This window comes from Actinomadura sp. 9N407 (genome assembly GCF_044326315.1).
Lineage (GTDB): Bacteria > Actinomycetota > Actinomycetes > Streptosporangiales > Streptosporangiaceae > Spirillospora.
The window spans coordinates 19,477-32,838 of record NZ_JBIRAW010000024.1; the positions used below are offsets into that span (position 1 = coordinate 19,477).

Consider the following 13,362-nt stretch of genomic DNA (forward strand, 5'->3'; position numbering starts at 1 on the left):
CCGCCCCGGCAGTGAAACCCACCCCGGCAGTGAGAGAGAGCGGCAATGACCCTGGAAATCCCGGCCCGCAGGATCGCGACCGGCTACAGCTGGACCGAATGCCCCCGCTGGCACGAAGGCCGCTTCTACTTCTCCGACATGTACGGTGCCCGGATCGTCACCCTGGACGGGGACGGCGGCGCCACCACCCACGTCGACCTCTCCGAACGGGAGGGCCTCGACGGGCAGCGGATCAACCTGGTCGGGACCGGGTTCCTGCCCGACGGCAGGCTGCTGATCAACTCGATGTACGAGAAGGTCACGCTCGCCTACGACGGCGAGTCCACCACCGTGTACGCCGACCTCCGCGACCTCGCGATGAGCCCCATCAACGACATGGTGGTCGACGCCGCCGGACGCGCCTACGTCACCCAACTCGGCTTCGACCTCTTCGTGGGAGAGAGCCCGAAGGAATCGCCGATCCTCGTAGTGGAGCCCGACGGCAGCCCGCGGATCGCCGCCGAGGCCGGCACGCTCATGGGCGCCAACGGGATCGCGATCAGCGCCGACGGCCGGACCCTCCTCACCGCCGAGACCTATGGCAACAGGCTCACCGCGTTCGACATCGCCGCCGACGGCACGCTCGGCAACCGCAGGATCTTCGCCGAACTGGACACCATGCCCGACGGCCTGTGCCTGGACGCCGAGGGTGCCGCCTGGGCGGCGCTGCCCGCGGCGGGCGGCGTGATCCGCGTCGTCGAGGGCGGCGAGATCGTCGTGAGGGTCACCGCCCCCGCGCAGGAGTGCGGCGCCACCACGGCGTGCGGTCTCGGCGGCGACGACCGCCGCACCCTCTACGTCTGCTGCGGGTTCGAGGTCTTCGACGCAGAGAAGTCCCGCCGCGAGGCCCAGGGCTCGATCTGGGTGGCGGATGTCCCCGTCACCGGTGGTGCCACCCGTCCATGAACGCCGATGGGAGGTGGACCGTCGAGGTCGACCGCTCGGTCTGCGTGGGCAACAGGATGTGTGTCGCCACCGCGCCGGAGGTGTTCGCCCTCGTCGACGGCAAGGCCCGTCCGCGCACCGAGCGGGTGGCGGCCGGCGCCGAGCTGGTCGACGCCTACGAGTCATGCCCGGTCTCCGCGATCGTCCTGCGCGGCGAGACCGGCGAACAGATCGACCCAGAAGCCTGAATCCGGAGAACCGTGATGACTGAGACCGCCGCGCCCTATCCGTTCCCCCCGACCGAGCCCGAGGACGCCGTCGAGCAGTACCGGCGGGTGATCGCCGACCGGCCGATGACCAAGGTGATGTTCCCGTTCGGCGGCGAGGGATGGGTCGTCCATCGGCACCAGGCCGCCAGAGAACTGGTGGGAAGCCCGAAGTTCGCGCGCGGGCCGTTCGCCCAGGGCGAGCTGGAGGTGCCGTTCTTCGTGCCGTTCCCGGACTTCCTGAAGACCACCCTCCAGTTCGCCGATCCGCCGGACCACACCCGGCTTCGCCGGCTCGTCGCCAAGGCGTTCACCGCACGCCGGGTGGCCCGGCTGCGGGAGGGCACGCAGCGGATCGCCGACGAACTGCTCGACGGCATGGTCGAGCACGGTTCACCGGCCAACCTCGTGGAGCTCTTCTCCCTGCCGCTCCCGATCCGGGTGATCAGCGAACTGCTCGGCGTGCCGGTGTCGGACCGCGACAGGTTCATCGACTGGAGCAAGTCGACGCTGGCGACCTCCGGCATGACGGCGGAAGAGATCGCCGCCGCGGGGACCGAACTGTACGTCTACCTGTCCGAACTGATCGCCGCCCGCCGTGCCGAGCCCCGGGACGACCTGCTCAGCGCGCTCGCCGGCGCCGGGGAGCAGGACGACTCGCTGACCGACGGGGAGATCCTGCCGATCGCGATGCTGCTCATCGTCGGCGGCTTCGACAACACCGCCAACTTCATCAATCTCGGCGCCCTGTCCCTGTTCCGCAATCCCGACCAGCTCCAGGCGCTGCTGGCCGACGTCGACCGGGTGGTCGTGACGGCGGTCGAGGAGATCCTGCGCCACGGCCACTTCGCGGTCGGCGAGCAGGCCGGCGGGCTCGGCTCGCTCGTCCCGTACGTGGCCACCGAGGACGTGGAGATCGACGGCACGCTCATCAGGAAGGGCGAGGCCGCCGCGATCGATCCCGCCAGTGCGAACCACGACCCCACGGTGTTCGACGCTCCCGCGGCCTTCGACATCACGCGCGAGAACAATCCCCATCTGACCCTCAACCACGGTGTCCACCACTGCCTTGGCGCGCCCTTGGCCAGGATGGAGATGCAGGTCGCGCTCGGCACGCTGTTCCGCAGGTTTCCGGCGCTGGCCATGGCGGGTGAGCCGGAGTACGCCTCGGAGTTCCTCACCGCGGGCATCCACGTCCTTCCGGTCACGTGGTGACGATGCCGGAGATCACCACCCTGGACGAGTTCGAGGCCGCATACAAGGCCGGTCTCGGTGAGCCGCTGCCGCCCAAACCGTGGAGAACGGTCACCGAGGAATGGCTGTCGCGCTACGCCGATGGTGCGGGCGACTACAACCCGCTGTTCCGTGACCGTTCCTACGCCGACGCCGGGCGCCATCACAGCCTCGTCGCCCCACCTGGCTTCGTCTTCTCGATCGACTTCGGTGCGAACGCCTCCATCTGGGGGCACATCGCGGAAGCCGACGTGGCGATGCGGGACCTGACGATCCTCTACCTCGGCGCGTCCATCGAGTGGTACCGGCCGATCTGGCTCGGCGACCGCATCCGGGCCGTCCAGTACCCGTCCGGCATCCGGCGCACCACGCTGCGGCAGACCGGTGAGGCACTGATCTGCACCGGGACCACCGAGTACTGGAACTCGCGGGGTGAAAAGGTGGCTGAACTGACCAACGACATGCTGCGATTCGCCAATCGCGGCAGCGCGGTCGAGTCCTCCCCGCCCGCGCCCGCAGCCGGCGGCGTCGCCCCCGACCCGCTGGTGTGGGAACGGACCCGGCGGGGCGACCGGCCGCGGTACTGGGACACCGTCGCCGAAGGCGACACGATCCCCGATCTTCCCAAGGGGACTTACACCACCACCGAGCTGTACCTCTTCGCGCACGGCGCCCTCAGCACCCGCCGGTCCAGGAAGGTCGACGAGGGCACCATCGACATGGGCGCCGGCGGCAGGGCCGATCCGGCGTACGCGCGCGCGACCCGGGCGCAAGCCCGGTCGTTCGACTACGGGCCGCAGCGGATCTGCTGGCTGAGCCAGGCGGTGACCGACTGGATGGGCGACCACGGCACGCTCGTGCGGATCCAGGCCCGGCTCCGCCGGCCGAACCTCGTTGGGGACACCAACACCATCCGCGGAACCGTGGTGCGGACCTACCGGGACGGAGCGGACGAGCAGTTCGCCGACGTGGACGTCGAGAACGTGAACCAGGACGACGTGGTGACCGCGAGCGCCCGCGCGACCGTCAAGCTACCGGCCCAGGACTCGGTCGCCGCCGACGATCCGTTGTTCGCGGCGGAGCCGGAGGACGCGACCGGTGGCATCTACACCTGATCTGTAACCGACCGGAAAGAGGTTCGACAGTGAAACTGAGGCCTGGCCTCAAGCTGAACAGCGCCGTGTCGGACGCGCAGGTGGTCGTCGTACGCGCCCCCGCCGGTGATGTCGACCTCCGCTGCGGCGGCGAGCCGCTGGTGGCGGGCGATCCACCCGAGCGCACCCGCGACACGGCCGACGGTGAAGCGCTGCTCATGGGCAAGCGCTACAGCGACGCCGGCGGCACCGTGGAACTGCTGTGCACCAAACCCGGGCCCGGAACGCTCACGGTCGGGGACGAACCACTGGCGATCAAGGCGGCCAAGCCGCTACCCGCGTCGGACTGAACAGCCGACAGCCGACCGCCAGAGCAGGAAGGAACCTAGATGAACAGACTGTGCCGGGAACTGGGGATCGAGTATCCGATTTTCGCGTTCAGCCACTGCCGCGATGTCGTCGCGGCGGTGTCCAGGGCGGGCGGGATGGGGGTGCTCGGCATCCTGGCCATGTCGCCGGACGAGATCGATATCGAGCTGAGCTGGCTGGAGAAGAACTCGGGCGGGCGGCCGTACGGAGTCGACGTCGCCATTCCGGGACGGACGGTCGACCGCGAGAGCGGTCTGACCGACGCAGGCCAGATGCAGTCCCGGTTGCAGGAGATGATCCCGCAGAAGCACCGGGACTACGCCGAAGAGCTCATGCGGCGGTACGACGTACCCTCGCTGCCCGCGAAGAACGGGCAGGAGCACGGCTGGGCGACCGAAGGCTTCACCGCCGCGGGCGGAGAAGAGCAGCTCGAAGTCGTCCTCGGCCGCGAACACGGCTTTCTGGTGAGCGCGCTGGGCCCGCCGCCGGCCTGGGTGATCGAGCGCGCCCACGAGCGCGGCACCAAGGTCGGAGCCCTGGTGGGCAAGCCCCACCAAGCGGTGCGCAACGTGGAACTCGGCGTCGATGTGATCATCTGCCAGTCCTACGAGGCGGCCGCGCACACGGGCGAGATCGGCGGCATGGTCCTGATCCCGGACGTGGTCGACGCGGTGGGTGATGTCCCGGTGCTCGCGGCGGGAGGCATCGGAGGCGGCCGGCAGATGGCGGCGGCGATGGGGCTGGGCGCGCAGGGCGTGTGGACCGGCTCGATCTGGCTGACCTGCCGCGAGACCGGCACCGACCCGGAGATGGTCGAGCGGCTGCTGAAGCTGAACTCCACGGACACGGTCCGCTCCACCTCGCAGACCGGCAAGCCCAACCGGCAGGTGCGTACCGGCTGGACCGAGGCGTGGGACGACCCGGCCGGCCCCGGCTCCCTCCCGATGCCCCTGCAGTACATGCTCTACGCCGAATACACCGAGCGCGCCAGAAGGGCAGGCGTCCACGACCTGGTCGGTGGCCCCGTCGGCCAGGTGGTCGGCCGGATGACGAAGGTCCGTCCCGCCGGGGAGATCGTCCTGAGCATGGTCGAGGAGTACGTGGCGACCGTGCAGCGAATGAGCGCTCAGCTCGACGCCCTGGTCGAGAGCTGACAAGCGACGAACCGGATATGAGGAGCCACGAGCGCATGTCCCTATTGCGGAAGTTCAGGGTTCTCGATCTGACCACCGGGATCGCGGGCCCCTACGCCACCAAACTGCTGGTGGACGCGGGCGCGGATGTGGTGAAGGCCGAGACCCCCGAGGGGGACGAGTACCGGCGGTGGACGGCTTCAGGCGCGGATTTGGGCGGTGTCGACGGCGCGATGTTCCAGTACCTCAACGCGGGCAAACGATCGGTGCGCGGCGAGGTGGATGAGCCTGCAGTCCGCGAACTGCTCACGGGCGCCGATCTGCTCGTCGAGTCCACGCTGGACGACACGGCGCTCGCGGGAGTCCGGGAGGAGTTCCCCGGGCTCGACATCGTCTCCATCACGCCGTACGGCCGTACCGGGCCATGGGCGCGGCGGCCGTGGACCGAGCTCACCCTCCAGGCGCAGTCCGGCTCGATCGGGGGACGCGGATTCCCCGGCCGCCCGCCCGTACACGTGGGCGGACGGCTGGGGGAGTGGATCGCGGGCAGCTGGGCGGGCGCCGCCGCCCTCGCGCTGCGCACGGCGGCACGACGGCACGGGCAGGGCGGCGAGCATGTCGACCTGTCGATGCTCGAATGCATGTGCGTCGCCATGTCGCTGTACACGCCGCTCACGGTGGATCTGTCCGGCGCGCGGCCGGCGGGGCGCACCGTGGAGATCCCCTCCGTGGAGCGCAGCGCGGACGGGTGGATCGGATTCTGCACGATCACCGGTCAGATGTTCCAGGACTTCCTGCTCATGATCGACCGTTCCGATCTGATCGAGGACCCGGAGATCCTCGATCCGAGGCGAAGGCAGGGCCGGTACGAGGAGTTCCAGAAGATCATCGAGGAGTGGACCACGACATTGCCCACCGCGGCGATCGAGGAGATCGCCACCGCCCTGCGGATCCCGGTGGCCCCCGTGGGCACCCCGCTCACCATCACCGGCAATGAGCATTTCGCCGCGCGCGAGGTGTTCGTCCGCAATCCCTCCGGGGGCTTTCCGCAGCCGCGCAGGCCTTATCTCGTGGACGGCGATGCCGGGCCGGGACCTGGAACCGCCCCCGCCCTGGGCGAGCACACCGGACTCGTCCGATGGAACCCGCGAGAAGACGGCAGGGTGCGGCCGGATGGCGTCCCGCTGGCCGGCCTGCGGGTCGTCGACCTGACCGGGTTCTGGGCGGGCCCGGCGGGGACCCAACTGCTCGCCGCGTTCGGCGCGGACGTGATCAAGGTCGAGTCCGTCCAGCGCCCGGACGGGATGCGCTTCACCTCCACCCGTCCGCCGTCGATGGACGGGTGGTGGGAATGGGGCGGGGTGTTTCAGGGCGCCAACGCGGGCAAGCGAGGCATCACTCTCGACCTGACGCGGCCGGAAGGACGTCAGGTCCTGATGAGGCTCATCGCGCGGGCGGACGTCCTGGTCGAGAACTACTCACCTCGGGTGCTCGGCAACTTCGGCATCACCTGGGAGTCGCTGCGCGAGGTCAATCCACGGCTCACCCTGGTGAGGATGCCGGCGTTCGGGCTCAGTGGACCGTGGCGCGACCGCACCGGATTCGCCCAGACGATGGAGCAGGCCACCGGTCTGTCGTGGATGACCGGCCACGCCGATACGCCACCGATGGTCCTCAAAGGGCCCTGCGATCCGCTCGCCGGAATGCATGCCGCGGTGGCCGTCCTGGCCGCACTGGAGCAGGCCGAACGGCAGGGCCGCGGCGTCCTCGTCGAAGTCCCCATGGTGGAGACGGCGCTCAATGTCGCCGCCGAAGTGGTCATCGAGCAGCAGGCCTACGGCGCCGAGCTGAACCGGACGGGCAACCGCGGCCCTGGCGCCGCCCCGCAGAACCTCTATCGCTGCGGTACGCCGGACGAGGACGAGTGGCTGGCCTTGGCCGTCGCGACCGACGAGCACTGGCTGGCGCTGCGTGCCGAGCTCGGAGACCCGGAGTGGGCGACGGCACCTGAGCTCGATGATGTGGAGGGTAGGCGCGGCGCCCATGACGAGATCGACCGGCGGCTCTCTGCCCACTGCGCCGGCCGGGACGCCGGAGAGCTGGCCGCGTCACTGGTCGGGAGGAGAATCCCGGCGGCACGAGTCGTACCGCCTGCCGACGTGCTCGACAACGCCCAGTTCGCTGCCCGTGGCTTCGTCCAGCCTCTACGGCATCCCGTGCTCGGCGAGATCCGGCTGCCAGGAGTCCCGCTACGGCTGGCGAGCCGTTCAGGACCCTGGTTCGCCCGTCCCGCACCTGTGCTGGGGCAGCACAACGACGAGGTGCTGCAAGGCGTCGCCGGGCTCGCAGCCGAGCAGTGCGCGGCCCTCCGCCACAGCGGAGTCATCGGCGAGCGGCCGGACAACCTCTGAACCCGTACGCCCTACCGGCAGTTCTGTTCCAGCCATTGGAACGACCGCTCGGAACCCGCATCCGCGAACGCGACCATGAAGTCGCACCCAGGCGCTGACAGGAGAACACGAGCGTTGACCCCACATCCCTTCCGCGACGTCGCGATCGTCGCGGCGTACAACACCCCCCAAGCGCGGGTGCTCGAAGGGCACACCTCCTTCTCGATCACCCTGGACGCCGCGCGCGGAGCGCTCGCCGAGGCGGCCGTGCCGGCGGCCGAGGTCGACGCGGTGTTCAGCAAGCACGCGCCGGATCTGATCTACGCGCTCGGCCTCGGTCCCGCGTGGAACTCCAACTGCGCCGGCGGCATCGCCGGTGTGCTGCAGGCGGCGAGCCTGGTCGCCACCGGGCTGGCGCACACGGTGCTGGTCGCCGACGGCGGTGCCGGTCTCTACACACAACGGTCGGCGACCGCGCCCTGGACCCGGCCCGCGAACGAGTTCGTGGTGCCCTTCGGGCTGTACACCGCAGCCGAATTCGCGCTTATCGCGCGCCGCCACATGGAGCGTTTCGGCACGACGCCGGAGCAGCTCGCCGAGGTGGCCGCAACCGTCCGCAACAGCGGGCACGTGAATCCCGATGCCGTCTACCAGGGGTGCGGGCCCTACACACCCGACGACATCCTCGCCTCGAGAATGATCGCCGACCCCTTCCACCTGCTCGACTGCGCGACGACGTCCGAGGGCGGCTGCGCTCTGGTGATCACTACCGCGGAGCGCGCCGCGGAACTGCCCGGCGTTCCGGTGCACATCCTGGGCGGCGGCCTGGACGCACTGGGCCCCGCCTACCGGCACGCACCGAGCTGGGACCTCACCGGCGCGTCCGACGACGTCCCGAACGGCTACGTCGGCCGCCGCGCCGCACGAAAGACCTTCGCCATGGCCGGGCTGGGACCGGCCGACGTGGACGTGTGCGAGCTGTACGACCCGTTCTCCTTCGAGATCATCCGGCAGTTCGAGGCATTCGGGTTCTGCGCCGAAGGCGAGGGCGGCGACTTCGTGATGGACGGGCGGATCGGCCCCGGCGGACAGTTCCCGATCACCACCGACGGCGGGCTGATGTCCTACAGCCACGGCGGGGGAGTCGTCCAGCTCACCCAGCGGGTCGCTCGCGGCGTCCACCAGCTCCAGGGACGGTGCCGCTCGATGCAGGTTCCCGGCGCGGAGGTCGCGCTCTGCACCAACGGCGGCGCGGGCGCGCTGTTCACCGACGTCGTCCTCCTCGGAAGCGAGCGCCCGTGACCATGCTCGAACCACAGCGGCCGGGCATCCCGCTGCCCGCCCCGACGCCAGTGTCCCAGCCGTTCTGGGACGGCTGCGCCGTGGGCGAGCTGCGCTACCAGCGCTGTGCCGCCTGCAAGCACGCCGAGTTCGATCCGGCCCTGGTGTGCCGGCGCTGCCGTGCCGGCGAACTGGAGTGGCAGGTCAGCGCAGGCCTGGGCGAGATCTACAGCCACACCGTCGTCTGGCGCCCGCAGACGGCGGAGTTCACCACCCCCTACGCCGTCGTGATCGTGACCTTCGACGAGGAGTTCCAGCTGCTCACCGACCTCGTCAACTGCGAGGTGGCCGAAGTGCGCGTGGGACTCCGCGTGCGGACCACGTTCCACCAGGTAGGCGGCGGCATCACGGTGCCCTACGTCGAGCCGGACAGGAGCTGACAGCGATGGGAATCGAGCTGGTACTCGACATGGCGAGCGACGCCTTCGCCGACCGGGTCGCGCTCGGCCGGGGGCGGGACGGCCTCACGTTCGCGCGACTGGCCCGCGCCGCCGAAGGAGGTGCCGCCGTCCTCCGCGAGAGGGGCGCGCGTAGCGTCGCGTACATCGGTGTGAACGGACCGGTCCTGCCCGCCCTCCTGTTCGCTGCCGCGAAGGCGGGACTCTCGCTGACCCCGCTCAACTACCGGCTCTCGCAGCGGCAGTTGGCCGAGCTGCTCGCAGAACTCGACACCCCGTTCGTGGTGGCCGACCGGGCGTTCACCGATGTCGTCCCCGCCGACGTGATATCCGAAGACTGGCTGGGCCTGGCTCTCGGCATCCGGCCGGGCGTACTACCCGAGGTGCCTGACGGCGATCCCGCCGTGGTGCTGTTCACCAGCGGTACGACCTCCAAACCGAAAGGCGTGGTGCTCCGGCACGCGCACCTGGTCAGCTACGTACTGGAGACCGTCGAGTTCGCCGCCGCGGAGGAGACCGACGCCGTACTGGTCAGCGTGCCGCCGTACCACGTCGCGGGCATCGGCTCGGTGCTGAGTAACCTCTACGCCGGCCGCCGCATGACCTACCTGCCCGACTTCACCGGCCGCGACTGGCTCGACCTGGTTCGCGACGACGCGGTTACGCAGGCGATGGTGGTGCCCACGATGCTCGCCCGCATCGTCGGCGAACTCGACGGCGCCGAAGCGGACGCACCGGCGCTGCGCTCGATCGCCTACGGCGGCGCCCGGATGCCGCCGCCGGTCCTGCGGGCGGCGCTGTCGGCGTTCCCTGGCGTGGACTTCGTCAACGCCTACGGCCTCACCGAGACATCCTCGACGATCGCGGTGCTGAGCCCCGACGACCATCGGGCCGCGCAGGCGGGCGACCCGCTCGCCGTCGCCCGGCTCGGCTCGGTGGGACGCATGGTGCCCGGAGTGGAATGCGAGATCCGTGGCCCCGGCGGCACCTCCCTTCCAGCGGGTGAGAGCGGCGAGATCTGGGTCCGCGGCGCGCAGGTGTCGGGGGAGTACCAGGGGCTCGGGTCCGTACTCGACGCGGACGGATGGTTCCCGACCCGCGACCGCGGCCACCTGGACGCCGACGGCTACCTGTTCGTGCACGGCCGGTCCGACGACACGATCATTCGAGGTGGTGAGAACATCGCGCCCGCCGAGATCGAGGACGTGCTGGCCGAGCATCCCGCCGTCGGCCAAGCCGCCGTCCTCGGGATCGCCGACGACGAGTGGGGACAGCGCATTGTCGCTGTGGTCGTCCCCGTGCCCGGCGCGGCCCCCCACCCCGAGGACCTGCGGGCGTTCGTACGGGCACGGCTTCGATCCTCCCGAACCCCCGACGACGTGGTCTTCCGCACCGACCTCCCGCACACGGCGACCGGCAAGCTCCTGCGCCGCGACCTGGCCGCCGAACTGACCTGAAGGAGAGGAACTGAGATGGCTGCAGATTCCGCAGCGGACCTGTTCGGCCTGACCGACGCGGTCGCGCTGGTGACCGGCGGTGGCGGCGGCATCCCGAAGGCGACCGCCATCGCCCTCGCGAGAGCCGGGGCGCACGTCGCGGTCGCCGACATCTCCGACGAGTTCGCCGCGCAGACGGTCAAGGAGATCGAGGCGCTCGGCCGCAGGGCGATCGCACTGCACGCCGACGTCCGCCGCCCCGACGACGTCCAGAGCATGGTCGAGGAGACCCGCGAGCGGCTCGGCTCGATCACCGTGGCGGTCAACGCCGTCGGCAGCCTCGGTGCCGCCACGCCGAAGTCGTTCCTGGACTACACGCTCGAGGAGTGGAACGGCCCCATCGAACTGAACCTCACCAGCACGATGCTGTGCATGCAGGCCGAGGCCGTCGCCATGATCCGCGACGGCAGGCCCGGCCGGATCGTCAACTTCGGCTCCACCAGCGGGGTCACCGCGGCCCCGTCGATCTCGCACTACGGCGCCGCGAACGCCGGAGTGATCCACCTGACCGGCTCCGCCGCACTGGAACTCGCGCCCTACGACATCCGGGTCAACTGCGTGGTGCCCGGCACGCACAACGTCGACCGCACAGGGCGCGAGACCGCGACGTCCAAGCGTCCCGGCCAGGCCGAGTTCATGCGGAAGGCCGCCGAGGCGACACCGCAAGGACGCCTCGGCCGCCCCGAAGAGACCGCGGGCGTCGCGGTGTTCCTGGCCTCCGACCTGTCGTCGTACATGACCGGCCACGCGGTGGTCTCCGACGGCGGCATCGTCCACACCACCCGGCGCCCGCCGGTGGGCTCGCCGACACCCGCCGCCCTGGCCGGCATCGGGGACACGCCATGAGCGACCTGGAAATCATCGACTGCCACAACCACGTCCTGCGCACGGCCGACCACAGCTGCGATCTCTACAGCAACCTGCTGCGGTTCAGCGCGGCCATGGGCCTGCCCAACGAGCCGCGCTTCTTCGGAACCCCGGACGAGGCCGGCCGCGTCATGGTCGCGACGGGCATCGCCCACATGAACATCCTGATGTTCACCTGGTCCGGGGTGTATTGGCGGCAGGGGCAGAACATCCTGCCGGACAGGGAGCCGGATCGGTCGAGGGAGGCCGAGGAACTGCGGCGCCGGATCGTCCGCCGGATCCAGGACAACAACAGCTGGGCCCTAGGGCAGGTGGCCGAGAATCCGCGGCTGAGCTGCTTCGTCGGTGTCGACCCGGTGCTCATGGACGAGGCGACGCTGCTCTCCGAAGTCGAGAACGGGATACGCCGGGGCGCCCTGGGCGTCAAGCACGTTCCGATGAACCACGGCACCGAAGGCGACGACCCGCGCATGTGGCCGGTCTTCGACTACTGCGCGTCGGCCGGAGTTCCGCTGCTCACCCAGGCGGCCGGATTCATGCCGGGCCGGCCCCGCCACTACGCCAAGGCGCTGGGCGACTTCCCCGGCCTCAAACTGATCTTCGCTCATCTCGGCCACGACCGGCGGTTCGGGGAGGGTGCCGACGCCGAAGTGGTCGAGCTGGCGAACGCCCATCCCGGCGTGCACACCGACGTCTCGCTGCGCCTCATTGAGGTCGCCGAAGGCCATGTGAGCCCCGAGGACCTGGTGGCGCACCTGCGGGCCATCGGCACCGACCGGGTCCTGTTCGGCAGCAACTGGGTCATCAGCGAATACCTCTGGTTCCGCAACCGTCCCGGCGTGACGCCGGAGACCAGCCACGACCGGCTGGACCGGGAGATCGAGGTGCTCAAGACGCTCCCGCTCACCGACGACGAGCGCGCTGACATCGCGGCCCGCAACTTCCGCCGCCTCACTGGACTCGGCTCATGACCGACGAGCCGCATATCGCGGTCGTCACGGGCGCCAGCCGCGGCATCGGCCGCGCGATCGCGCGCCGGCTCGCCGCCGACGGCATCGCGGTCGCCGCCGTCTCCCGTTCACTGCGAGCAGGCGACGGCACGCTGTCCGGCTCGCTCGAGGAGACCGTGGCGCAGATCGCGGCCGACGGCGGACGAGCCGTGGCGATCGGCTTCGACCTCGGCGACCCTAGGGCCGACCGGCAAGAGATCATCGCCCGTGCGCGGGCGGAATTCGGCGCCCCGGTCGACATCGTCGTGAACTGCGCTGCCGCCCCCCGGCACTTCGATCGGACGTTCCCGCACATGACCCGGGAATCCTTCTTCGAAGCAGTGGAAGCGAACGTCTGGGCGGCGTGGGAACTGGCCGCAGCCGCAGTGCCCGGCATGCGCGAACGCGGGGCCGGCTGGATCCTCAACATCTCCTCGTCCCAAGCGGGACCGCGCAAAGGCCCGCCGTTCCCGGCGAATCCGACCCACGGGGCCGCCCTCTACGGCGGCACCAAGGCGTTCCTCGACCGGATCACCACGGGCGCCGCGATGGACCTCTACGAGGAGAACATCGCGGTGAACGCCCTCGCGCCGGAGTACCAGGTGGCCACCGAGAACGCGCTCACCGTACCGGGCGTCCGAACCGACAACTCCGAGCCGGAGGAGACCATCGCCGAGGCCGCGCTCGCCCTCTGCACCGGTGACCCCAAGACGCTCACCGGCCGGATCGCCTACAACCTGTCGCTGCTCGCCGAACTGGAGCGTCCGGTTCGCACCCTCGACGGCCGCTCACTCCTCGCCGGCTGGCAACCGGGCCAGATCGATACCGCGCGGTTGCGCGTGCCCTACCTCAGAACCTGATC

The 13,362-nt window shown here is 70.3% G+C and carries 13 protein-coding genes; all 13 read left to right on the top strand.

What is annotated here, in order from left to right; all coding sequences use genetic code 11:
• Positions 1-45: 45 nt before the first annotated feature.
• Entirely contained in the window at positions 46-945 is a 900-nt protein-coding gene (locus ACH34Q_RS31140) for an SMP-30/gluconolactonase/LRE family protein (protein WP_395986674.1), read from the top strand.
• Entirely contained in the window at positions 942-1,172 is a 231-nt protein-coding gene (locus ACH34Q_RS31145) for a ferredoxin (protein ID WP_395986675.1), read from the top strand. The genes ACH34Q_RS31140 and ACH34Q_RS31145 overlap by 4 nt, the downstream gene beginning before the upstream one ends.
• 15 nt (positions 1,173-1,187) lie before the next feature.
• Entirely contained in the window at positions 1,188-2,405 is a 1,218-nt protein-coding gene (locus ACH34Q_RS31150; protein WP_395986676.1) for a cytochrome P450, read from the top strand.
• 2 nt (positions 2,406-2,407) lie between these two features.
• Entirely contained in the window at positions 2,408-3,538 is a 1,131-nt protein-coding gene (locus ACH34Q_RS31155; RefSeq protein WP_395986793.1) for a MaoC family dehydratase N-terminal domain-containing protein, read from the top strand.
• 29 nt (positions 3,539-3,567) lie between these two features.
• Positions 3,568-3,867 carry a hypothetical protein gene (locus ACH34Q_RS31160; RefSeq protein WP_395986677.1) on the top strand — a complete coding sequence of 100 codons (300 nt, stop codon included), beginning with the start codon at positions 3,568-3,570 and terminating at the stop codon, positions 3,865-3,867.
• Between the two features lie 39 nt (positions 3,868-3,906).
• Positions 3,907-5,040, top strand: a complete 1,134-nt coding sequence (locus tag ACH34Q_RS31165) for a nitronate monooxygenase (protein ID WP_395986678.1) — start codon at positions 3,907-3,909, stop codon at positions 5,038-5,040.
• Positions 5,041-5,075: 35 nt separating this feature from the next.
• Positions 5,076-7,430, top strand: coding sequence for a CoA transferase (locus ACH34Q_RS31170; protein WP_395986679.1), 2,355 nt, complete (start codon positions 5,076-5,078; stop codon positions 7,428-7,430).
• Positions 7,431-7,544: 114 nt separating this feature from the next.
• A complete protein-coding gene (locus ACH34Q_RS31175) occupies positions 7,545-8,711 on the top strand; it encodes a thiolase family protein (protein WP_395986680.1) in 1,167 nt (388 codons plus the stop codon).
• A gap of 2 nt (positions 8,712-8,713) precedes the next feature.
• Positions 8,714-9,130 carry a Zn-ribbon domain-containing OB-fold protein gene (locus ACH34Q_RS31180; RefSeq protein WP_395986794.1) on the top strand — a complete coding sequence of 139 codons (417 nt, stop codon included), beginning with the start codon at positions 8,714-8,716 and terminating at the stop codon, positions 9,128-9,130.
• Positions 9,131-9,135: 5 nt separating this feature from the next.
• On the top strand, positions 9,136-10,605 hold the full coding sequence (locus ACH34Q_RS31185) for a class I adenylate-forming enzyme family protein (protein ID WP_395986681.1): 1,470 nt from the start codon (positions 9,136-9,138) through the stop codon (positions 10,603-10,605).
• A 15-nt stretch (positions 10,606-10,620) separates the two neighbouring features.
• Positions 10,621-11,490, top strand: coding sequence for an SDR family NAD(P)-dependent oxidoreductase (locus tag ACH34Q_RS31190; RefSeq protein ID WP_395986682.1), 870 nt, complete (start codon positions 10,621-10,623; stop codon positions 11,488-11,490).
• On the top strand, positions 11,487-12,482 hold the full coding sequence (locus ACH34Q_RS31195; protein WP_395986683.1) for an amidohydrolase family protein: 996 nt from the start codon (positions 11,487-11,489) through the stop codon (positions 12,480-12,482). The genes ACH34Q_RS31190 and ACH34Q_RS31195 overlap by 4 nt, the downstream gene beginning before the upstream one ends.
• Positions 12,479-13,360 (top strand): SDR family NAD(P)-dependent oxidoreductase, encoded by an 882-nt coding sequence (locus ACH34Q_RS31200; RefSeq protein WP_395986684.1) that lies wholly within the window; start codon positions 12,479-12,481, stop codon positions 13,358-13,360. The genes ACH34Q_RS31195 and ACH34Q_RS31200 overlap by 4 nt, the downstream gene beginning before the upstream one ends.
• The last annotated feature ends 2 nt before the right edge of the window (positions 13,361-13,362 follow it).

Coding starts and splice junctions, on each gene's coding strand:
- ACH34Q_RS31165 (WP_395986678.1), top strand. CDS start 3,907: ATGAACAGACTGTGCCGGGAACTGGGGATCGAGTATCCGATTTTCGCG.
- ACH34Q_RS31180 (WP_395986794.1), top strand. CDS start 8,714: ATGCTCGAACCACAGCGGCCGGGCATCCCGCTGCCCGCCCCGACGCCA.
- ACH34Q_RS31150 (WP_395986676.1), top strand. CDS start 1,188: ATGACTGAGACCGCCGCGCCCTATCCGTTCCCCCCGACCGAGCCCGAG.
- ACH34Q_RS31145 (WP_395986675.1), top strand. CDS start 942: ATGAACGCCGATGGGAGGTGGACCGTCGAGGTCGACCGCTCGGTCTGC.
- ACH34Q_RS31200 (WP_395986684.1), top strand. CDS start 12,479: ATGACCGACGAGCCGCATATCGCGGTCGTCACGGGCGCCAGCCGCGGC.
- ACH34Q_RS31185 (WP_395986681.1), top strand. CDS start 9,136: ATGGGAATCGAGCTGGTACTCGACATGGCGAGCGACGCCTTCGCCGAC.
- ACH34Q_RS31170 (WP_395986679.1), top strand. CDS start 5,076: ATGTCCCTATTGCGGAAGTTCAGGGTTCTCGATCTGACCACCGGGATC.
- ACH34Q_RS31140 (WP_395986674.1), top strand. CDS start 46: ATGACCCTGGAAATCCCGGCCCGCAGGATCGCGACCGGCTACAGCTGG.
- ACH34Q_RS31155 (WP_395986793.1), top strand. CDS start 2,408: ATGCCGGAGATCACCACCCTGGACGAGTTCGAGGCCGCATACAAGGCC.
- ACH34Q_RS31190 (WP_395986682.1), top strand. CDS start 10,621: ATGGCTGCAGATTCCGCAGCGGACCTGTTCGGCCTGACCGACGCGGTC.
- ACH34Q_RS31195 (WP_395986683.1), top strand. CDS start 11,487: ATGAGCGACCTGGAAATCATCGACTGCCACAACCACGTCCTGCGCACG.